This is a genomic window from Micromonospora sp. NPDC048947, assembly GCF_040649495.1.
Taxonomy (GTDB): Bacteria; Actinomycetota; Actinomycetes; order Mycobacteriales; family Micromonosporaceae; genus Micromonospora; species Micromonospora alfalfae.
In genome coordinates this window covers 1-20,658 of sequence record NZ_JBEZFO010000026.1, presented here as the reverse complement: position 1 = coordinate 20,658, position 20,658 = coordinate 1, and the positions used below count along the sequence as shown (strand labels likewise).

Here is a 20,658-nt window from a genome sequence, read left to right as displayed (position 1 = left end):
GGGGCATCATCGGTGACATGGAGATGGACTTCGAGCGGTGTTACCGGGCCGTGGACAGCCATGACCAGCGGTTCGACGGCTGGTTTTACACCGGTGTGACGTCCACCGGGATCTACTGCCGGCCGTCCTGCCCGGCTATCACTCCGAAGCGGCACAACGTCCGGTTCTTCCCGTCCGCCGCCGCCGCGCAGGGCGCCGGGCTGCGCGCCTGCCGCCGCTGCCGGCCGGACGCCGCGCCCGGCTCACCGCTCTGGGACGTCCGCGCTGACGTGGTCGGTCGCGCGATGCGGCTGATCGCCGACGGGGTCGTCGACAGGGACGGCGTACCGGGGTTGGCCTCCCGGCTGGGCTACACCGAACGGCACCTGCACCGGATGCTGAGCGCCGAGATGGGCGCCGGGCCGCTCGCGCTGGCCCGGGCCCAGCGCGCCCAGACCGCCCGGATCCTGATCGAGACGACCGACCTGGCGATGGCCGAGATCGCGTTCGCCGCCGGCTTCGGCAGCGTGCGGCAGTTCAACGACACGCTTCGCGAGGTGTACGCGAGCGCCCCGTCGGACCTGCGCACGGCCCGTGGCCGCCAGCAGGCACCGGCCGGGGCGGGGACCATCGCGCTCCGGCTGGCGTACCGCCCGCCGCTGCACGCCCGGGCTCTGCTGGACTTCCTCGCGGTACGGGCGTTGCCCGGTGTGGAGGCGGTCCACGACGGGACCTACCACAGGGGTCTGCGGTTGCCGCACGGCACCGGCCAGGTGGCGCTGACCCCGACGGAAGGGCACGTGGCGGCGACGTTGCGGCTCGCCGACCTGCGCGATCTGGCGCCGGCGGTGGCCCGCTGCCGCCGGTTGCTCGATCTGGACGCGGATCCGGTGGCCATCGACGCCACGCTGGCCGCCGACCCGGCGCTGGCCCCGGCGATCGCCGCCGAACCCGGCATCCGCGTCCCCCGCGCCGTCGACGGCTTCGAGCAGGCCGTCCGCGCCATCATCGGCCAACAGGTCTCGGTCACCTCCGCAAGAACAACCCTCACCCGCCTCCTCACCGCGCACGCTCGCGTTGATCATGAAGTTGTTGCCACCGGCACCGGCGTGTCGGAGCAACAACTTCATGATCAACCGGGCGAGCTGCGGGGGTTTCTGGGGGCGGAGGAGCTTTTGGGCCTCCCGGATTCAGCGTTCGGGATGCCGGTGGGGCGGCGGGAGGCGCTGCGAGGGCTGGCTCGGGCCGTCAGCGACGGGACGGTGGACCTCGCTCCCGGGGTGGATCGGGAGGACGCCGTCCGGCGGCTGCTCGCGCTGCCCGGCATCGGCCCATGGACCGCCAACTACCTGGCCATGCGCGCCTACGGCGACCCGGACGTCCTCCTCAGCTCCGACCTCGCGGTCCGGCGCGGCGCCGCCGCGCTCGGCCTGCCCGACACCCCGCCAACCCTCGACAGGTACGCCGAACGGTGGCGTCCCTGGCGGTCCTACGCCACGATCAGACTCTGGAGAGCGGCATGAACATCGACAGCACCGTACTGAGCACACCGGCCGGCCCACTGAGCATCCTCGCCGGCCCCGACGGTGACGTACTGGCGGCCGGCTTCACAGCGGACCCGGCGGCGCTGCCGCCCCTGATCCACCCGGCCCTGCGGGCACCGCTACGGGAGCGGGCCGACCTCGGCCCGGTCAGTGCGGCCGTCCACTCCTACCTGGACGGTGACCTCGCCGCCATCGACGCGGTGCCGGTCCGTCAACGCACCGGTGGAGAGTTCATGGCGCACGCCTGGCAGGTGCTGCGCGAGGTGCCGCCCGGCACCCCGGTCACCTACACCGGGTACGCCGCACTGGCCGGTCGCCCACCGGCGGTCCGAGCCGCAGCGGCCGCCTGCGCCCGGAACGCGGCAGCCCTCTTCGTGCCCTGCCACCGGGTTCTTCGCACCGACGGCACGCTCGGTGGCTACCGCTGGGGGCTGGACGTGAAGAAGTGGCTTCTCGGTCATGAGCGGCGCTTGACAACAAGCTGACAGGAGCACCGACACTCATTGACGCTACCGTCTGGTAGTGCCTGTGGAGAGCGACGGCGACCCGGCCGCCCGGGCCGCCGCGGGCACCCACCCCGTGCACAACCTCTGGCGGCTGCGCCCCTACCTGCGCCCGTACGCCGCCGAGTTCGCCTGGCTGCTCGTCGCGGGCCTCGCCGGCACCGCGGCCGGGATCGCCGTACCACTTGTCGTGCAGCGGGTCGTGGACGGGCCGGTGGCCCGACACGAACCGGCCGGGCTGCTCCAGCTCGGCGGCCTGGCCCTGCTGCTCGGCGTCGTCGAGGCGGTGCTCATCTTCATCCGCCGGTGGGTGCAGTCGTCCTCGGCGGTGGGCATGGAGGCGGCGCTGCGCGCCGACGTCTACGCCCACCTGCAACGGCTGCCAACCAGCTTCCACGACCGCTGGCAGTCCGGCCAGTTGCTCTCCCGGATCACCAGTGACCTGTCGGTGATCCGCCGGTTCCTCTCCTTCGGCGTCTTCTTCCTGGTGCTCAACCTGACCACGTACGTGGTGGTGGTGGTGCTGTTGATCAACCTGCACCCGGCGCTCGGGGTGCTGGTCGCGGCCAGCGCGGTGCCGCTGCTGCTGATCAGTCGCCGGTTCGGCCGGCACTACCACGCCGCGTCCCGCCGGATGCAGGATCAGCAGGGCGACGTGGCGACGCTGGTCGAGGAGACCGCGCAGGGCCTGCGCACCATGAAGGCGTACGGGCGGGGGCCCGAGCTGGCCGCTCGCTTCGCCGGTGCGGCCCGGCGGCTGCACGACACGGGCGTCGGCAAGGGGCGGCTGCTGGCGAACACCTCGGCGCTGCTCGACCTGGTGCCCAACGTGACACTGGGCGTGGTGCTGGCGGCCGGGGCGGCCGCCGTGGCGCACGGCGCGCTCACCATCGGCGAGCTTGTCGCGTTCGTCAGCCTCCAACTGATGCTCATCTGGCCGGTGCAGTCGCTCGGTTGGATCATCGCCAACGGTCAGGAGGCGGCCACCGCCGCCGACCGCATCCAGGAGGTGCTGGACACTCCACCGCAGATAGTGGATTCTCCCGGCGCCGTCGCGTTGCCACGCGAGGCGGTGCACGGTCGGCTGCGCTTCGAGCGGGTCGGCTTCAGCTACCCGGGCGCCACCACTGGGGTGCTGCGCGAGATCGACCTGACCATCGAGCCGGGCGAGACGCTGGCCCTGGTCGGCGCCACCGGCTCGGGCAAGAGCACGCTGCTCTCCCTGGTGCCCCGGCTGCACGAGGTGACCGCCGGCCGGATCACCCTCGACGGGCACGACCTGCGCGAGCTGCGGCTGGCCTCACTACGCCGGCTGGTCGGGGTGGCGTTCGAGGAGCCGACACTCTTCTCCATGTCGGTGCGGGAGAACCTCACACTGGGTCGCCCGGACGCCGGTGACGACGAGATCCGCGCAGCCCTCGCGCTGGCCCAGGCCGACTTCGCGTACGACCTGCCGTGGGGGTTGGCGACCCGGGTCGGCGAGCAGGGGTTGTCCCTCTCCGGCGGGCAACGACAACGGCTCGCGCTGGCGAGGGCCGTGCTCGGCCGACCGGCGGTGCTGGTGCTGGACGACCCGCTCTCCGCTCTCGACGTGCACACCGAGGCCCTCGTCGAAGCGGCGCTACGGCGGGTCCTGCGCGACAGCACCGCGCTGCTGGTGGTGCACCGGCCGTCGACGATCGCGCTGGCCGACCGGGTCGCCCTGCTGGAGGACGGACGGATCACCGCGACCGGCCGGCACTCCGACCTGCTGGCCACCGTCCCGGCGTACCGGGCACTGCTCGCCGCCGAGCCGCCCGCCGGGCATCCACCAGCGGCTGGGGCCAACGACCCCAGTTCGTCCCCTTCGGACGGGTGGGGGCTGGTGCGCTCGTGAGCGTGCCGGAGCAGGCCGACCCACCTCCCGAGGAGGAACCCGAGCTCACCCGCTGGCGCGGAACCGCCACCGACCCGGAGGCCGACCGGAGTCGAGCCGAGGACACCAGCCCCGAGGCGGTGGCCCGGCTACGCCGGCTCAGCCGCGCCCTGCTGCGCGACCTGCTCCGCCCGCATCGGAAGCGTCTCGCCGCGGCGGTCGCCCTGCTGCTGGCCCAGAACGCCGCCGCGATGGCCGGCCCGTACCTGGTCATGATCGGCATCGACCGGACCATAGCGCCGTTGCGCGCCGGCGACGCCGGCCCGCTGGTCGCCGTCGCCGGAGCGTTCGCGGTGGCCGCGGTGACCGAGTACGCGGCCCGCCGCGGCTTCCTCACCCTCTCCGCCCGGATCGGCCAGGCCGTCCTGCTCGACCTGCGGCAGCGGGTGTTCGGGCACTTCCTGCGGCTGTCGGTGGGCTTCCACGAGCGGTACACGTCCGGCCGGATGGTCTCCCGGCTCACCAGCGACCTGGACTCGATCGCCGAGCTGGTCGACGGCGGGATCGACAGCCTGGTGCTGGCCGGGCTCTCGATCCTGTCGGTGGCCGCCATCCTGCTCTGGCTGGACCTGCCGCTGGCTGCCGTGACGCTGTTCGCCTTCCCTTTCCTGTTCTGGCTCTCCCGCTGGTTCGCCAGGTCGTCGGCCAGCGCGTACCGACGGACCCGGGACGCGGTCGCGCTGGTCATCGTGCACTTCGTCGAGTCGATGCGGGGCATCCGGGCGGTACAGGCGTTCCGCCGGGAGCCTCGCAACCAACGAATCTTCGTGGCGCTCGGCGACGACTACCGGCGGAGCAGTCTGCACGCGTTCCGGCTGATCGCCACGTACTCGCCCGCGATCAAGCTGATCGGCAACGTCACAGTGGCGGTGGTGCTCTGCTACGGCGGCTGGCGGGTGCTCGGCGGGCAGACCGAGATCGGCGTGCTCGCCGCGTTCCTGCTCTACCTGCGCCGCTTCTTCGAGCCGATGCAGGAGCTGAGCCAGTTCTACAACTCGTTGCAGTCGGCCACCGCCGCACTCGAGAAGCTGGCCGGGGTGCTCGACGAACGACCGGCCGTCGCCGAACCGGCCCGGCCCACACCGCTGCCCACCGGTCCCGGCCGTGGGGAACTGATCTTCCGCGCGGTCGGCTTCGGCTACCGGGCCGACACCCCGATCCTCTGCCGACTGGAGTTGACAGTGCCGGCCGGGCAGACAGTGGCGCTGATCGGCCCCACCGGGGCGGGCAAGTCGACTATCGCGAAGCTGGTCGCCCGGTTCCACGACCCCGACACCGGCACGGTCCGGCTGGACGGGGTCGACCTGCGCGACGTACGCGACGCGGACCTGCGCCGCGCGGTGGTGCTGGTGACGCAGGAGAACCACCTCTTCAGCGGGACCGTCGCGGAGAACATCCGGTTCGGTCGCCCGGGGGCCGACGACGACGCCGTCCAGGCCGCCGCGCGGGCGATCGGCGCGCACGACTTCATCGCCGCACTACCCGAGGGGTACGCCACTCAAGTGCACCGGCGCGGCGGCCGGCTCTCCGCCGGGCAGCGGCAACTGGTCGCGTTCGCCCGCGCGTTCCTGGCCGACCCGACAGTGCTCATCCTGGACGAGGCGACGTCGTCGCTGGACGTGCCGACGGAACGCCTTGTGCAGCGGGCACTCGGCACCATCCTGCGCGACCGCACCGCACTGGTGATCGCACACCGACTCTCCACTGTGGAGACAGCCGACCGGGTACTCGTCCTCGACGGCGGAACTGTCGTCGAGGACGGCCCACCCGCTGTTCTTGCCGAGGCCGACGGCAGGTACGCCGCCCTGCACCGCCAGTGGCGTGACTCGCTGATCTAGCCGGGTCGCCCCGTCGCGGCCACAACCGCCGGCCGGTGTGTTCCGTCGCAACTACGTCGCCCCGCACCCGGCAGGTGCCTACGATCGCAAGATGACCGACACGGCGAGGACGGCCCGCGCCGGCGTTCCCGAGCGTCCGACACTGGACGGGCTCGAGGAGAGCTGGGCACGCCGCTGGCAGGAGGAAGGCACGTACGCGTTCGACCGCTCGAAGCAGCGCAGCGACGTGTTCTCGATCGACACCCCGCCGCCGACCGTATCGGGCGAGTTGCACATGGGGCACGTCTTCTCGTACACGCACACCGACACCACAGCCCGGTACCAGCGGATGCGCGGCAAGGCCGTCTTCTACCCGATGGGCTGGGACGACAACGGCCTGCCCACCGAGCGTCGGGCACAGAACGTGTACGGGGTGCGCTGCGATCCGGCGCTGCCGTACGACCCGGTGTGGCGGCCACCGGCGGCTCCGGTCGACGACGCGGCCCGCCGCAACCCCACCCCGATCTCCCGGCGCAACTTCATCGAGCTGTGCGAACGGCTGACGGTCACCGACGAGCAGGCCTTCGAGGCGCTGTGGCGGCGGCTCGGGCTCTCGGTGGACTGGTCCCTGACGTACACGACGATCGGTCGGATCGCCCGGACCACCAGCCAACGGGCGTTCGTCCGCAACCTGCGCCGCGGCGAGGCGTACCAGTCGGAGGCGCCGACCCTCTGGGATGTCGGCTTCGCCACCGCTGTCGCCCAGGCGGAGTTGGAGGACCGGGAGCGCCCCGGCGCCTACCACCGGCTGCGGTTCACCGCGGCCGACGGGCGTGAGGTGCTCATCGACACCACCCGGCCCGAGCTGTTGCCGGCCTGTGTGGCGCTGGTCTGTCACCCCGACGACGAGCGGTACGCCGACCTGGTGGGCGGCACCGTGCGCAGCCCGCTGTTCGACGTCGAGGTGCCGGTGTACGCCCATCCCCTCGCCGAACCCGGCAAGGGCACCGGCGTCGCGATGGTCTGCACCTTCGGTGACCTGACCGACGTTACCTGGTGGCGTGAGCTGGGGTTGGACACCCGGGTGGTGATCGGCCGGGACGGTCGGTTGCTCCCCGAGCCGCCGCACGGGGTGCCGACCCAGCCGTACGCGGCGCTGGCCGGGCAGACAGTCAACGGCGCCCGCCGGGAGATCGTCGGGATGCTGGCCGACACCGGTGACCTGATCGGCGAGCCGCGTCCGATCACCCACCCGGTCAAGTTCTACGAACGCGGCGATCGGCCACTGGAGATCGTCTCGACTCGACAGTGGTATCTGCGCAACGGCGGCCGGGACGAGGCGCTGCGAGCCACGCTGCTGGGCAGGGGCGAGCAGCTGCACTGGGTGCCGGCGCACATGAAACACCGCTACGACAACTGGGTGGGCGGCCTCAACGGGGACTGGCTGGTCAGCCGTCAACGCTTCTTCGGCGTGCCGGTGCCCGTGTGGTACCGGCTCGACGACACTGGCGAGCCGGACTGGTCCCACCCTCTCACGCCGGACGAGTCGGCGCTGCCGGTCGATCCATCCAGCGATCCGGCACCCGGTTACGACGAGTCGCAACGCGGCCGACCGGGCGGCTTCATCGGCGACCCGGACGTGCTGGACACCTGGGCCACGTCCTCGGTGACCCCGCAGATCGTCGGTGGCTGGGAGACCGACCCGGACCTGTTCGCCAGGGTCTTCCCGATGGACCTGCGCCCGCAGGGGCAGGAGATCATCCGGACCTGGCTCTTCGACAGCGTGGTCCGTTCGCACTTCGAGCACGGGGTGCTGCCCTGGCGGGACACGGTGCTCTCGGGCTGGATCCTCGACCCGGACCACAAGAAGATGGCCAAGTCCAAGGGGAACGTGGTCACCCCGCTGGCCCTGCTGGAGCAGCACGGCTCGGACGCGGTGCGCTACTGGGCGGCCAGCGGCAAACCCGGCATGGACCTGGCCTTCGACCCGGCGCAGATCAAGGTCGGCCGGCGACTGGCCACCAAACTGCTCAACGCGTCCAAGTTCGCGCTCGGGCTGGGCGCGGCGGACGCGCTGCGCGCCCCGTACGACAACTCCAGCTCAGCGCGTCTGACGCCACGCCGCGACCTGGAGTCGTCGGCGACAACACCACTGGACCGGGCCATGCTCGCCGAGCTGGCCACCGTGGTCACCGCCGCGAGCGCCGCCTTCGACGCGTACGACCACACGGCGGCCCTGCAGGTCACCGAGGCGTTCTTCTGGCGGTTCTGCGACGACTACATCGAGCTGGTCAAGGAGCGGGCCTACGGCACCGGCGCGGCGGCCGACTCCGCACGGGCCGCGCTGGCCTCGGCGCTGTCGGTGCAGCTGCGGTTGTTCGCCCCGGTGCTGCCGTACGTGACCGAGGAGGTCTGGTCGTGGTGGCGGTACGGCTCGGTGCACCAGGCGCCGTGGCCCACCACCTACGAGGTGGCCCGCACGATCGAGGGCTCGGGTGAGCCGGCGCTGCTGCGGCTCGCCGGTGACGCGTTGAGCCAGGTGCGACGGGCCAAGTCGGAGCGGAAGCTGTCGATGAAGGCGGAGGTGCCGTTGGCGGAGGCGCTCGGCCCGGCGGCGCTGCTGGAGCAGCTCACGCTGGTCGCCGACGACCTACGGGCGGCCGGCCGGATCGGCAAACTCGACCTGCTCCCGGACCGTACCCCGGAGTTGGTCATCGCCTGCGCCTTCTGACCCGGGTCCGCCGCCGCCCGAGCGGGCGGCGGCGGACCGGCGGGTCACCAGCCGCGCAGGAAACGCAGCCCGAGCAGGAACGCGATCACGGAGGGCCCCACCAGCAGGGTGATCGCCTGGAGGCGGTACGGCATCCGGTGTCGGGTCAACTCGCCCGCGTTGCCCAGCACGATGGCCCCGGCCAGCATCAGGAACGCGCCCCACCAACCGGTCTCCAGGTGGATCAGGTCCACCCGGATCAGTTGCAGGGTCACGCCGAGCAGCGCTCCGGTCAGCGCGAGCAGGGCCACCGCCCGGTGCAGGCCCCGGGCCAGCGGGTGGGCCGCACGCCAGCCGTAGGTGCCGGCCACCGCCAGGCAGGGCAGCACCACCATGAGCGGCCAACCTCGCCCCATCACGCCGAACATCAGCAGCGCGCCGACCGCGAACACCATCGTGCCGACGCAGGCGAGCATGTACCCGCCGAAGGCCCGGCCGCCGCCGCGAGCCAGCAACGGCCCACCGCTGGCCGCGATCAACGCGGCCGGGATCAGGATGAACACCGCCCACCAGTGGAACTGGCCGCTGCCCTGAGCCGCAGTGGCGACAGTGGCACAGGCCAGCCCGGCAACGGCCAGGCTGGTCAGCCACGGCCGGCTGCTCCGGGAGTATGGCTCAGCCAACGACGTCCGCTCCGCTTCGACGCTCACGCCCACCAGCCTGGCCCGAGGTGGCCCGCCCGGTCCATCCGGCCAGCCCTACCGCCACGCGGGGGCTGGCCGGAACGGCGTCTCGCATCGCTGTCAGCTCGTCTCGCCGGCCACGCTGAACGAGCGCAGGCGGTCGATGGCGAGCACTGTGAAGCCGACGCTGACCAGCGCGGTCATCACCGACGCCACCGGCACCGACACGCTCGTCTCCAGCAGCCCGGTGGGGGCGATCCGGTCGGCGAGGGCGATCACGTACTGCTGGATGGAGAGCACCTTGGTGCCGCTGACGAAGTTGCCCAGCAGCCCCTCCCAGATCAGCACGTAGACCAGCCCGAGCAGCACCGGCCGCCTGGTGACCAGGCTGAGCGCGAGGAACAACGCCGAGTACGCGAGCGCGCCGAGCGCCGCCGCGACCGCCAGCGCCAGCCCGAGGCGTACCGAGTCGGCGAGCACGCCCGCGACGTAGAGCGGCACCGCGACGGTGGCCGCGCTGACCCCGGCGGCCACAGCGAGCTTCGGCAGCACGATCTGCCAGCGCGGCAGCGGCTTGGTCAGGATGTGCACCACGGTGCCGTCGTCGATCTCGGCGCCCAACACGCCCGTGCCGATGATCAGCGCAACCACCGGCAGCACCACGGCCAGCCCTAGACCGACAAGCACCGGCGGCCCCCACTCGCCCGGGTCCACCCCCAGCGACCGGCAGAGCACGGCCAGTCCGAGCAGCACCAACGGCAGCGGTAGCAGCAGCAGGAACCGACGTCGGCCGAACAAACCGCGCGCGGTGATCCAGGTAACTGTCGACATGTCAGGCCTCCACCAGGTAGGAGAAGACGCTCTCCAGGGACTCGTCGGACGGCACCAGCTGGCGTACCCGGATGCCCTTGTTCAGCGCGATCCGAGGCAGCGCCCGGGTGAACGCGCCGTAGTCACCGGCCCGCACTGTCAAGCCGGTCGGGTCCAACTCGACCCCACTCACCGACGCCTCCGCGATCAGCGCGACGGCCAGCGCCCGGTCGTCGGTGGAGCGCACCGCGAAGACGTGCGGACGGTTGGTCATCAACCGGCGGATGGTCCGGAAGTCGCCGGAGGCGGCCAACCGGCCGGCCACCATCACCTGCACCGTTCCGGAGACCTGTTCGACCTCCTCCAGGATGTGCGAGCTGAACAGGATCGTCCGGCCGGCGTCACCCAGGGTGTGCAACAGCTGCATCATGTGCAGCCGTTGGCGCGGGTCCATGCCGTTGAACGGCTCGTCGAGCAGCAGCACCTGCGGGTCGTGCACCAGCGCGGCGGCCACCCGGGCACGCTGGCGCATGCCCTTGGAGTACGTGCCGATCCGGCGGTCCTGCGCCGACTCCAGCTCCACCAGGTCGATCGCCCGTCGGGCCGCGGCCGCCGGGTCGGGCAGTCGGTGCAGCTTCGCGCTGGCCAGCACGAACTCGTACGCGGTGAGGAAACCCTGCACCGCCTCCCGTTCGCTGACCAGCCCCAGCCGCCGGTAGACGTCGGGGTTGCGCCAGGTCGGCTCGTCGTCGAGGGTGACAGTGCCGCGCGACGGGGCGAGGAACCCGGCCATCATGTGCAGCAGGGTGGTCTTGCCGGCGCCGTTCGGGCCGAGCAGCCCGGTCACGCCAGGCCCCAGGGCCATGCTGATGTCGTTGACCGCGACCACGTTGCCGTACCACCGGGACACCCCGGTCAGGCTCAGCGTGCTCATCAGGAGGCGACCTTCCGGTAGCGGGCCAGCAGGAGGGCTGTCGCGCCGGCGACCAACAGCACCGCGGCCACTGCGTAGACCGGGCCGAACCCGCCGATCATCATCTCGCCCGGATCGCCCTCGACCAGCAGGTCACCCAGCGACCAGATGCCCACCCCCTGCACCAGCGTGGAGGGCGAGGCGAGCCCGGCCAGCTCGTTGGCGGCGCGCGACGGCAGGATGCTCAGCACCCCGACGATCGGGGTGGTCATCAGGAAGACCGCCACCACCCCACCGGCGGCGAAGGCGCGCTTGCCGGTCAGCGAGGCGACCAGCAGCCCGACCGAGGCGAAGACCACAGCCCACAGCCCGGCGTAGAGCAGCCCGGGCAGCAGGTCGAGCAGCTCGTTCCACACCCCGCGCATGCCCTGCTTGGTGGTGAAGGCGGCACCCAGGAACATCAGCAGCTGCGGCCCGCCGAGCAACAGCCAGAGGGCGGTGACCAGCGCCAGCAGCTTGGCCAGCGCGTAGTCGGAGCGCGGCAGCGGCCGGGAGAAGTACAGCGGCAGCACACCGCTGCGCAGGTCCCGGGAGACCAGCTCCGGGGCGACGACCGCGACGAAGAAGATGACAAGCCAGCTCATCGCGTCGGCGAACTGGGCGTACGTGGCGACCGGCTCGCCGATCTGGCTGCGTACCGCGGCCAGGGCCACCGCGACCAGGGCGACGATGCCGACCACCAGCCACGGGAAGATCTTGGCCTTGGCGCTGCGCCCGAGACCGAACGCGGTCCGCAGACCGTGCAGGTAGAGCGCGCCGAAGACCTGTCGGCGACCGAGCCTCGGACCTTCGTAGCGTTGGTAGCCGATGTCGTGGATCACGCCTGTCGGCGTGGCGCGCACGGCGGTGGTGGACGGCTCAGGCATGAGTGAGCTCCCTCGTGGCGAAGAGTTCGGCCACCCGGTGCCGGCGCTGGTCGAGTCGGTGCAGTGGCAGGTCCAGTTCGGCGACCGCACCGAGGATCAGGTCGTAGGTGTCGTCGTCGGCGAGCGGCACGAGCAGCAGTCGCCCGTCCCGGGCGACAGGCAGTTTCAGCTCGGCGAGCCGGGCGGCGAGTTCCTCGGTGCCCTCGCTGACCTCCACGGCGAGCACGTCGGTGGCAGAGGTCATCGCGGAGATGTTGTCGGCGCGCAGCAACCGGCCGCCGTCGATGGCGATCAGCGTGTCGCAGATCCGCTCCACCTCGCCGAGCAGGTGCGAACAGACCAGCACGGAGATGCCGAACTCGGTGCCGATCCGGTGTACCAGGGCCAGCATGGCGTCGCGGCCGGCCGGGTCGAGGCCGTTCGTCGGTTCGTCCAGCAACAGCAGGTCGGGGTCGTGCACCAGCGCCTGGGCCAGCTTGACGCGCTGCTTCATGCCGGTCGAGTAGCCACCGACCGGGCGATAGCGCTCCTCGTAGAGCCCCACGTGCCGCAACGCCTCCGAGGCCCGCTCGCGAGCCGCGGTGCGGGGCAGCCCGCTCATCCGACCGAGGTGGGTGACCAGTTCGGCGGCGGACAGGTCCGGTGGGAGGCAGTCGTGTTCCGGCATGTAGCCGACCCGGCTGCGGACAGCCGCCGGGTCTGCGGTCGGGTCGATGCCGAGCACCGAGACCTGACCGCTGGTCGGTGCGATCAGGCCGAGCAGAATCTTGATCAAGGTGGATTTGCCGGCGCCGTTCGCGCCCACCAGGCCGATGATCCCGGGCTCGACGGCGACGGTGAGGTCGGCCAACGCGGTGACCCGACCTCCGTACGTCTTGGTGAGCGACTGGGTCGCGATCAGTGTCACGCGCCCAGCGTAGGGAGTCGATGCCCGGCAGGGACACCGGCACGCCCCCGGCACTCCCCTGATCCTTTCCCAGCCGGACCCCTAAGGTCCCCCGCTGCGGCTCACGCCACGTTTCCGCCGGTCCCGCACTCGACCCGACCCCGCCTTGGGAAAGACCCGTCCAAGGTGACACCATTCACCTCCCGTTCACCAGGCGGCTCGACCCGCCCGGTGATCGACCGACGACGCGGGAGGGATCCTGATGGCCGAGGTGGGCGTCCCCAAGGTGAGCGTCGTGGTGCCGGCGTACAACTGCGGTCCACACATCGAGAAGCTCGCTGCCTCGCTGCTGCGCCAGTCACTGCCCGCCGACGAGTTCGAAGCCATCTTCGTCGACGACGGCTCGACCGACGGCACCGCGAAGCGGCTGGACCGGCTGGCCGCCGAGCACCCGCACATCAGGGTGCTGCACATCGAGAACTCCGGCTGGCCGTCGCGGCCGCGCAACCTCGGCGTCGAGCACGCCCGCGGCGAGTACGTCTTCTTCGCCGACGACGACGACTGGTTCGCCGACGAGGCACTGGAGCGGCTCTACGCCTGCGCGAAGGCGAACGACGCCGACATCGTGGTGGGGAAGATGGCCGGGTACGGACGCCCGGTGCCGCGGGAGCTGTTCCGCAAGAACCGCTTCGACGCCACCCTCGGCAACTCCCCCCTTGTCGACAGCCTGACCTGTCACAAGTTGTTCCGGCGGTCGTTCCTCAACGAGCATGATCTGCGGTTTCCGGAGGGCGGCAAGCGTCGGCTGGAGGACCACTCGATGGTCATCCGGGCTTACTTCCTGTCCCGGCGCACCTCAGTGCTGTCCGACTACGTCTGCTACCACCACGTCCAGCGGGGCGACGCGCGCAACGTCACAGCGGGCGAGCTGGACCCGGCGAGCTACTTCGCCAGCGTGCGGGAGGCGCTGGACGTGGTGGACGCCAACACCGAGCCGGGCCCGCTGCGGGACCGGCTGCACCGGCGTTGGATGCGCAACGAGATGCTCAGCCGACTGCGCGGCAAGCGGCTGCTGAACGCCCCCGAGGAGTGGCTGGAGCAGGTCGCGCTGGAGATCCAGAAGATCATCCAGGACCGCTTCGCTCCGGGCGTCGCCGGTGGTCTGCCGCCCCTGCTGCGAGCCGTGGCGTACCTGGCCGAGCAGGGGCGCGTCGCGGACCTGCGCAGGCTTGCCCGTTGGGAGGCGGGCATCGCCGCACACGGCACTGTCGATGAATTCCAACGTGTCGACCACGCCGTCACGGTGACCGTCGCCGCCGAGCTGCGCGCCGCGGACCAGCCGGTCGGGTTCCGCGCCGACGAGGGCCGCGACGTGCTGATGCTCCCGATGGAGGAGGTCACCCCCGAGGTGCTCGACGCCACCGCGCAGGTGCGCAAGGCCCGCCTGGACCTGGTGGCCCGCCATCGGGAGACCGGCGCCGAGATCTTCATTCCGAACACCTTCCAGACCGAGCGGATCACCGGTACGACCGGAGCGGACACCGTCCACCTGGTGCACCGGGCCACCGCCACCATCGACTTCGCCGCCCTCAACGGCGGCCGGACCAGGGGCAGCTGGCAGCTCAAGGCCCGGATCACCAACGTGGGCTGGACCGAGGACGCGCGGCTGCCGTTGGTGTTCATCTGCCGGGCCGACGGCTCGCGACCCCGGATCCGCGACGAGCGGAAGGTGTGGAACCGGGTGCGGTCCGCGGTAGGCCGACGGATCAAGCGCTGATCCGCCCGCGGGGGTCTTGGAGTGGCGCCCTCGACCGATGGGCGGTCGGCTGCGAAACTGTGTGCCGGTCAGCGAGTGGGGGGTGTGGATGAGCAACGGCTGGGTGCTGCCCGACGAGGTGCTACGGGACGCACCGGCGTACACGCCACGTCCCGGTGAGCTCGCGGATCTGGAGCTGCTGCTGACCGGCGCGTACGCCCCTCTGACCGGTTTCATGACCCGCGCCGACCTGGTCTCGGTCAGCCGACGCGGCCGGCTGGCCGACGGCACACCGTGGCAGGTCGCTGTCGTCCTCCAGGTGCCGGCCGCCCTGGCGCAGAGCTTCGATCCGCGCGACCCGGCCCGCCGGGCGCTCGTGCTGACCGACGGGGAGGGCGCACCGACGGCCGCCCTGGACGTGGCCGACGTCTGGCCGGTCCGCGAGGGCGTGGCGGGAGTGGGCGGCCAGGTTCGGCGGCTGGGCGACGGGGGGCACGGTCCGTTCCAGCGCCTGCGGCGTAACCCCGAGGAGGTCCGTGCGCTGCTGCCCCCGGGGCGGGTGCTCGGGGTGATCGCCGACCGGCCGCTGCATCGTCCACAGCTCGCCCAGATCGCCCACGCCGCCCGCACCCTGGCCGCTCACCTGCTCGTGATGATCCCGGTCGGCGAGGGCGGCGCAGACGGGCTTCCGCCGGAGGCGCTGGTCCGTACGATCTTCGCCGCCCGGGACCGGATGCCACCCGCCACCCTGGTCGCGGTGCCGCTGTCGCACCGACGCGAGGAGATCAGCGACGCGCTGCTGCGCGCCCGGGTCTCGGCCGCGTACGGGGTCACCCATCTGCTCTCCACCGGGGAGATGCTCTCCGGCGCCGGGCTGCGGGTGCTGGTGCCGCGCGAACTCGCCTACGACAATCGGGACGGGCAGTGGCGTTGGCGGGAGGACATCCCACCGCGCAACCGCCGGCTCGCGCTGACCCAGCCGGAGATCGACGACCTGCTCGACCGGGGTTTCCCGCTGCCGGAGTGGCACACCCCGCCCGCTGTGGCACGGGAGTTGGCCCGGGCCCGGCCACCGCGTCGGCAGCGCGGGCTGGTGGTCTTCCTGACCGGCCTCTCCGGCTCCGGCAAGTCGACGATCGCCCGAGGGCTGGCGGACGCGTTACGGGAGAGCGGCGACCGCACGGTGACCCTGCTCGACGGGGACGTGGTGCGCCGGGAACTCTCCGCCGGGCTCGGCTTCAGCAAGACCGACCGGGATCTCAACGTCCGGCGGATCGGCTGGGTTGCCGCCGAGATCGCCCGGCACCGTGGGGTGGGCATCTGCTGTCCGATCGCTCCGTACGCGGCGGCTCGGGCCACCGCCCGGGAGATGGCCCTCGCCGCCGGATCGGGTTTTGTGCTGGTGCACGTGGCCACGCCACTGGAGGTGTGCGAGCGGCGGGACCGCAAGGGCCTGTACGCGCGAGCGCGGGCCGGCCTGCTCACCGGGATGACCGGCATCGACGACCCGTACGAGGAGCCGACCGACGCCGATCTCGTGCTCGACACCACCGACCTGAGCGTGGCGGACGCGGTGCAGGCAGTGCTGCACCATCTGACCGAGACCGGCTGGGTGGAGTTGAAGATCGCCACCGCCTGAGGCGTCGCCGTACCCGTTCCTTCCACAGCTGAGCGGCACGCGCTAGTGTTCATCTTTGTTGGAACACGTTTGACCGCGTGAGGGTACGTGGAGGCTCGGGGAGGCACGGCGGATGCTCGCTCAGCAGCGGCAGGCTGCCATCCTGGAGCGGGTCCGCTCGACCGGCGGCGTCCGGGTCAGCGAGTTGGCAACCGAGTTCGGCGTGTCCGACATGACCATCCGGCGTGACCTCGATGCGCTGCACGAGCGCGGCCTGCTGGCCAAGGTGCACGGCGGCGCCACCACGACCGGGCCAAGCTCGACCGACGAGCCGGGCTTCCGCGCCAAGTCGGTCCGCCAACTGCCCGAGAAGGCCGCCATCGCCGACCGGGCCGCTCAGCTGGTCCGCCCGGGAGCGGCGGTCGCGCTCTCCGCCGGCACCACCACGGCCGAGCTGGCCCGCCGGCTGGTGGACGTGCCCGAGCTGACAGTGGTGACCAACTCGCTGCCGGTGGCCGAGATCATGCACGCCGGTGGCCGCCCGGACCAGACGGTGGTGCTCACCGGCGGCGTACGCACACCCTCGGACGCGCTGGTCGGTCCGCTCGCGGTCGGGGCCGTCCGGTCACTGCACCTGGACCTGCTCTTCCTGGGCGTCCACGGCATCACCGAGCGGGCCGGCTTCACCACCCCGAACCTGATGGAGGCGGAGACCGATCGGGCGCTCGTGGCGGCGGCGGACCAGCTTGTGGTGCTCGCCGACCACACCAAGTGGGGCACTGTCGGCATCTCCTCGATTGTCGGGTTGGCGGCGGCCCACGTACTGGTCAGCGACGACCGGTTGCCTCCACCCGCACGACGGGTACTCGGCGAACACGTGGGCGAATTGATCATGGTGAAGGCAACAGGGGGCGGGCCGCGTGACGCGCACGCCGACAACTGAGGGGACGGCGCCGTGAAGCGCACCGCGATCAACCTGGCCGACGGCCGGGAGCTGATCTACTTCGACGAGCGCGACGACGCGGTCCGCGACCAGCCGGACCGCCGGGACCTGCCGCCACCTCCCCCCGCGTCGCAACTGCGCTACGACCCGTTGACCGACGAGTGGGTGGCGGTCGCCGTGCACCGGCAGACCCGCATCTTCCTCCCGCCGGCGAACGAGTGCCCTCTCGACCCTTCGGTGGGCGACCGGCTGACCGAGATCCCCGCACCCGACTACGACGTGGTGGTCTTCGAGAACCGGTTCCCGTCGCTGAGCGGTCGGGTGGCCGAGGAGCCCGGGGAGATCACCCCGTTCACACCGGTCCGGCCGGGCCTCGGCAGGTGCGAGGTGGTCTGCTTCACGTCGGATCACAACGCCTCCTTCGCCAGCCTGCCGCCGCGCCGGGTCCGCACGGTGCTGGACGCCCTCGCCGACCGGACCGAGGTGCTCGGCGCGCTGCCCGGCGTCGAGCAGATCTTCTGCTTCGAGAACCGGGGCGTTGAAATCGGTGTCACGCTGCACCATCCGCACGGCCAGATCTACGCGTACCCCTTCGTGACGCCGCGCACCCGCGCGCTGCTGGCCGCGGCGCGCCGGCACGCCGAGCGGACCGGTGGGGGCAACCTGTACGCGGACGTGCTGGCCGCCGAGCGCGCCACCGGCGACCGGGTGGTCACGGAGAACGAACACTGGACGGCGTTCGTCCCGGCGGCCGCCCGCTGGCCGTTCGAGGTGCACATCGCACCGCACCGCGTGGTGCCGGACATCCCGGCGCTCAGCGACAGCGAGCGGGACGCCTTCGGGTCGCTCTACCTGGATCTACTGCGCCGCTTCGACGGCCTGTTCGACATGCCGATGCCGTACATCTCGGCCTGGCACCAGGCTCCCGTGCGGGTCGACCGCGAACTGGGCCACCTGCACCTACAGCTGTTCAGCATCCGACGGGCCACGGACAAGCTGAAATACCTGGCGGGCTCCGAGTCCGGGATGGGGGTCTTCATCAACGACATCGCTCCGGAACGCGCCGCGGACCTGCTGCGCGCCGCCTGAGCAACCCTGCTGTGCGCGCGGCCTGCGCTTGGTGCGCGGCCTGAGCGTGGCGCGCGGCCTGAGCGTGGCGCGCGGCCTGAGCGTGGCGGGAAACAGGGCGCGGGGGGCCCGGGACAGGGCCCCCCGCAGGGAAGGGACGGCTGGCTGTGCACGGCACAGCCGGGAAGGCTGGCTGATCGGCGCACGGGTGCCGCGGGTCGACCGTGGTCAACCTTCCTGGACGCGACTGGCATCTCGTCCATCCTGGTCAACGAGGCGCGCCGGCCGCAGTGACGCCGATCGGCGCGGCGGCGCTTGACACGCCGAAGCCCGCCGGCTGAGGTGCCGGCGGGCTCCGATGACGCGGTACGCCTGGATCAGGCAGCGATCTTGCGGGCCAGGTTCTCGTCGAGCGCGTTCATGAACTCGTCGGTGGTCAGCCACGGGGCGTCCCGCGAGATGAGCAGCGAGAGGTCCTTGGTCATCTGGCCACCCTCGACGGTGTCGACGATGACCTGCTCCAGGGTGTTGGCGAACTCGGTGACCGCCGGCGTGCCGTCCAGCTTGCCCCGGTGGGCCAGGCCCCGGGTCCAGGCGTAGATCGACGCGATCGGGTTGGTCGACGTCTTCTCACCCTTCTGGTACTGCCGGTAGTGCCGCGTGACGGTGCCGTGGGCGGCCTCGGCCTCGACGGTACGACCGTCCGGGGAGAGTAGGACGGAGGTCATCAGACCCAGCGAGCCGAAGCCCTGCGCGACGGTGTCGGACTGCACGTCACCGTCGTAGTTCTTGCAGGCCCAGACGTAGCCGCCCTCCCACTTGAGCGCGGCGGCGACCATGTCGTCGATGAGCCGGTGCTCGTAGGTGATGCCGGCGGCGTCGAACTCGGCCTTGAACTCGTTCTCGAACACCTCGGCGAAGAGGTCCTTGAACCGACCGTCGTACGCCTTGAGGATGGTGTTCTTGGTGGACAGGTAGACCGGGTAGTTGCGGTCCAGCCCGTACCGGAAAGACGCCCGGGCGAAGTCCCGGATCGACTCGTCGTAGTTGTACATGCCCATGGCGATGCCGCCGCCGGGGAAGTTGGCGACCTCCATCTCCATCGGCGCGCCGCCGTCGGCCGGGGTGTAGGTGATGGTCACCGTGCCCGGGCCGGGGACGACGAAGTCGGTGGCCTTGTACTGGTCACCGTGGGCGTGCCGGCCGATGATGATCGGCTTGGTCCAGCCGGGGACCAGCCGCGGCACGTTGGACATGATGATCGGCTCACGGAAGACGACGCCGCCGAGGATGTTGCGGATGGTGCCGTTGGGCGACCGCCACATCTTCTTCAGGCCGAACTCCTCGACCCGGGCCTCGTCCGGGGTGATGGTCGCGCACTTGACGCCGACGCCGTGCTCCTTGATGGCGTTGGCGGCGTCGATCGTGACCTGGTCGTCGGTCTCGTCGCGGTGCTGGATCGACAGGTCGTAGTAGTGCAGGTCGACGTCGAGGTAGGGCAGGATCAGCTGCTCCCGGATCTGCTTCCAGATGATCCGGGTCATCTCGTCGCCGTCGAGTTCTACGACCGGGTTGTTTACCTTGATCTTCGCCATCGGCCGGCGCTCCTCTCGGGGGACACGTGCTCAAGCAGTACGAGCGTACTGCAATTGGGCCGGCAGCCCCCAGCCGGCCTCTACCGGCCGGCGGAACCGGGCTGCGCGGAACAGGAATGCCCTGGAATCATCGTCCGATGCCACTGAACCGCACCCTCGGGTCTATCACGGTCACCGCGCTCACCGACGGTGAGGGTGCCTTCTTCCAGCCTCGCGCGGAAGCGTTTCCGCAGGCCACAGCGGCACACTGGGCGGAGGCCGACCGGCGCGACCCCGGCTCGGTGACCGCCGACGGGCAGTGGTGGCTGCCATTCCGCAGCTTCGCGATCCGCGCCGGCGACGGGCCTGTCACGCTTGTCGACGCCGGGATCGGCCCAGCCGACGCACCCGCCGCGAGCTGGGCGCCCGTGCCCGGGCGACTGCCCGCCGAGCTGGCCGCAGCGGGCATCGACCCCGCCGATGTCGACACTGTCGTCCTGACCCACCTGCACAGCGACCACATCGGCTGGGCGGTCACCGGCACGCCGGGGCGGCCGTACTTCCCGAACGCGAGCTACCTGCTGCAACGCGCCGAACTCGACGCGGCGGAGACGCTCAACCCGGGGCTCCCGGCCGGCCTCATCGCGCCCCTGCGCGCCGCCGGCCAGCTCCGGGTGGTCGACGGCGAGACCGCCCTCACCCCAGCGGTACGTCTGCTGCCCACCCCGGGCCACACGCCCGGTCACCAGTGCGTGCTTCTGACCTCGGCCGACGAACGGATGCTGCTCACCGGGGACCTGCTGGTGCACGTTCTGCAACTCGTCGACCCCGACCTGGCGTACGCCCACGAGGAAGACCCGGAAGTCGCCCGCACCTCGCGGCTGACCGCCCTGCGGACCCACTCCCCCACCGTCCTGGCCCGAAGGCGACGTCTTCCGCAGCCAGACGACGACCCTCACCCTCGCCGCCTTCAAGAACTCGCTGCGTCAGTTCGGCACGAGGGACGTCCAACG

16 protein-coding genes are annotated in these 20,658 nt (G+C 71.5%); 10 read left to right on the top strand and 6 right to left on the bottom strand.

Annotated elements, in window-relative coordinates:
* Positions 1-17 precede the first annotated feature (17 nt).
* The 5 genes from AB0B98_RS29330 (at position 18) to valS (ending at position 8,489) form a co-directional block, all read left to right on the top strand.
* On the top strand, positions 18-1,502 hold the full coding sequence (locus AB0B98_RS29330; RefSeq protein WP_357366768.1) for an AlkA N-terminal domain-containing protein: 1,485 nt from the start codon (positions 18-20) through the stop codon (positions 1,500-1,502).
* Positions 1,499-2,008 carry a methylated-DNA--[protein]-cysteine S-methyltransferase gene (locus tag AB0B98_RS29325; RefSeq protein WP_238668309.1) on the top strand — a complete coding sequence of 170 codons (510 nt, stop codon included), beginning with the start codon at positions 1,499-1,501 and terminating at the stop codon, positions 2,006-2,008. Before AB0B98_RS29330 ends, AB0B98_RS29325 begins: the two co-directional genes overlap by 4 nt.
* A 37-nt stretch (positions 2,009-2,045) precedes the next feature.
* On the top strand, positions 2,046-3,902 hold the full coding sequence (locus AB0B98_RS29320; RefSeq protein WP_357366767.1) for an ABC transporter ATP-binding protein: 1,857 nt from the start codon (positions 2,046-2,048) through the stop codon (positions 3,900-3,902).
* Entirely contained in the window at positions 3,899-5,779 is a 1,881-nt protein-coding gene (locus tag AB0B98_RS29315) for an ABC transporter ATP-binding protein (protein WP_357366765.1), read from the top strand. The genes AB0B98_RS29320 and AB0B98_RS29315 overlap by 4 nt, the downstream gene beginning before the upstream one ends.
* A gap of 91 nt (positions 5,780-5,870) precedes the next feature.
* Positions 5,871-8,489, top strand: a complete 2,619-nt coding sequence (gene valS, locus AB0B98_RS29310) for a valine--tRNA ligase (protein WP_357366763.1) — start codon at positions 5,871-5,873, stop codon at positions 8,487-8,489.
* 44 nt (positions 8,490-8,533) lie between these two features.
* On the opposite strand, the gene AB0B98_RS29305 is transcribed toward valS, so the two are convergent.
* The 5 genes from AB0B98_RS29305 to AB0B98_RS29285 all read right to left on the bottom strand — a co-directional run bounded on the left by AB0B98_RS29305 (position 8,534) and on the right by AB0B98_RS29285 (position 12,707).
* Positions 8,534-9,178, bottom strand: coding sequence for a hypothetical protein (locus AB0B98_RS29305; protein WP_238668313.1), 645 nt, complete (start codon positions 9,176-9,178; stop codon positions 8,534-8,536).
* A gap of 93 nt (positions 9,179-9,271) precedes the next feature.
* Positions 9,272-9,982, bottom strand: a complete 711-nt coding sequence (locus tag AB0B98_RS29300) for an ABC transporter permease subunit (protein WP_238668314.1) — start codon at positions 9,980-9,982, stop codon at positions 9,272-9,274.
* A 1-nt stretch (position 9,983) separates the two neighbouring features.
* Positions 9,984-10,895, bottom strand: coding sequence for an ABC transporter ATP-binding protein (locus AB0B98_RS29295; protein WP_091406310.1), 912 nt, complete (start codon positions 10,893-10,895; stop codon positions 9,984-9,986).
* Positions 10,895-11,800, bottom strand: a complete 906-nt coding sequence (locus tag AB0B98_RS29290) for an ABC transporter permease (protein ID WP_357366760.1) — start codon at positions 11,798-11,800, stop codon at positions 10,895-10,897. The genes AB0B98_RS29295 and AB0B98_RS29290 overlap by 1 nt, the downstream gene beginning before the upstream one ends.
* On the bottom strand, positions 11,793-12,707 hold the full coding sequence (locus AB0B98_RS29285; protein WP_238668316.1) for an ABC transporter ATP-binding protein: 915 nt from the start codon (positions 12,705-12,707) through the stop codon (positions 11,793-11,795). The genes AB0B98_RS29290 and AB0B98_RS29285 overlap by 8 nt, the downstream gene beginning before the upstream one ends.
* 241 nt (positions 12,708-12,948) lie before the next feature.
* Here AB0B98_RS29285 and AB0B98_RS29280 point away from each other — a divergent pair, with 241 nt between their 5' ends.
* The 4 genes from AB0B98_RS29280 (at position 12,949) to galT (ending at position 18,092) form a co-directional block, all read left to right on the top strand.
* Complete coding sequence (locus AB0B98_RS29280; RefSeq protein WP_357366758.1) at positions 12,949-14,463, top strand: glycosyltransferase family 2 protein; 1,515 nt, start codon at positions 12,949-12,951, stop codon at positions 14,461-14,463.
* 88 nt (positions 14,464-14,551) lie between these two features.
* Complete coding sequence (gene cysC / locus AB0B98_RS29275; RefSeq protein ID WP_238668318.1) at positions 14,552-16,081, top strand: adenylyl-sulfate kinase; 1,530 nt, start codon at positions 14,552-14,554, stop codon at positions 16,079-16,081.
* A 112-nt stretch (positions 16,082-16,193) separates the two neighbouring features.
* A complete protein-coding gene (locus AB0B98_RS29270) occupies positions 16,194-17,003 on the top strand; it encodes a DeoR/GlpR family DNA-binding transcription regulator (RefSeq protein WP_357366756.1) in 810 nt (269 codons plus the stop codon).
* Between the two features lie 12 nt (positions 17,004-17,015).
* A complete protein-coding gene (gene galT / locus AB0B98_RS29265; RefSeq protein ID WP_357366754.1) occupies positions 17,016-18,092 on the top strand; it encodes a galactose-1-phosphate uridylyltransferase in 1,077 nt (358 codons plus the stop codon).
* 356 nt (positions 18,093-18,448) lie between these two features.
* On the opposite strand, the gene AB0B98_RS29260 is transcribed toward galT, so the two are convergent.
* Positions 18,449-19,666 (bottom strand): NADP-dependent isocitrate dehydrogenase, encoded by a 1,218-nt coding sequence (locus tag AB0B98_RS29260; protein ID WP_238668321.1) that lies wholly within the window; start codon positions 19,664-19,666, stop codon positions 18,449-18,451.
* 137 nt (positions 19,667-19,803) lie between these two features.
* Between AB0B98_RS29260 and AB0B98_RS29255 the strand changes: the two genes are divergently transcribed.
* Positions 19,804-20,658, top strand: an 855-nt coding sequence (locus tag AB0B98_RS29255) for an MBL fold metallo-hydrolase (protein WP_357366753.1), incomplete at its 3' end; no start/stop codon positions are given.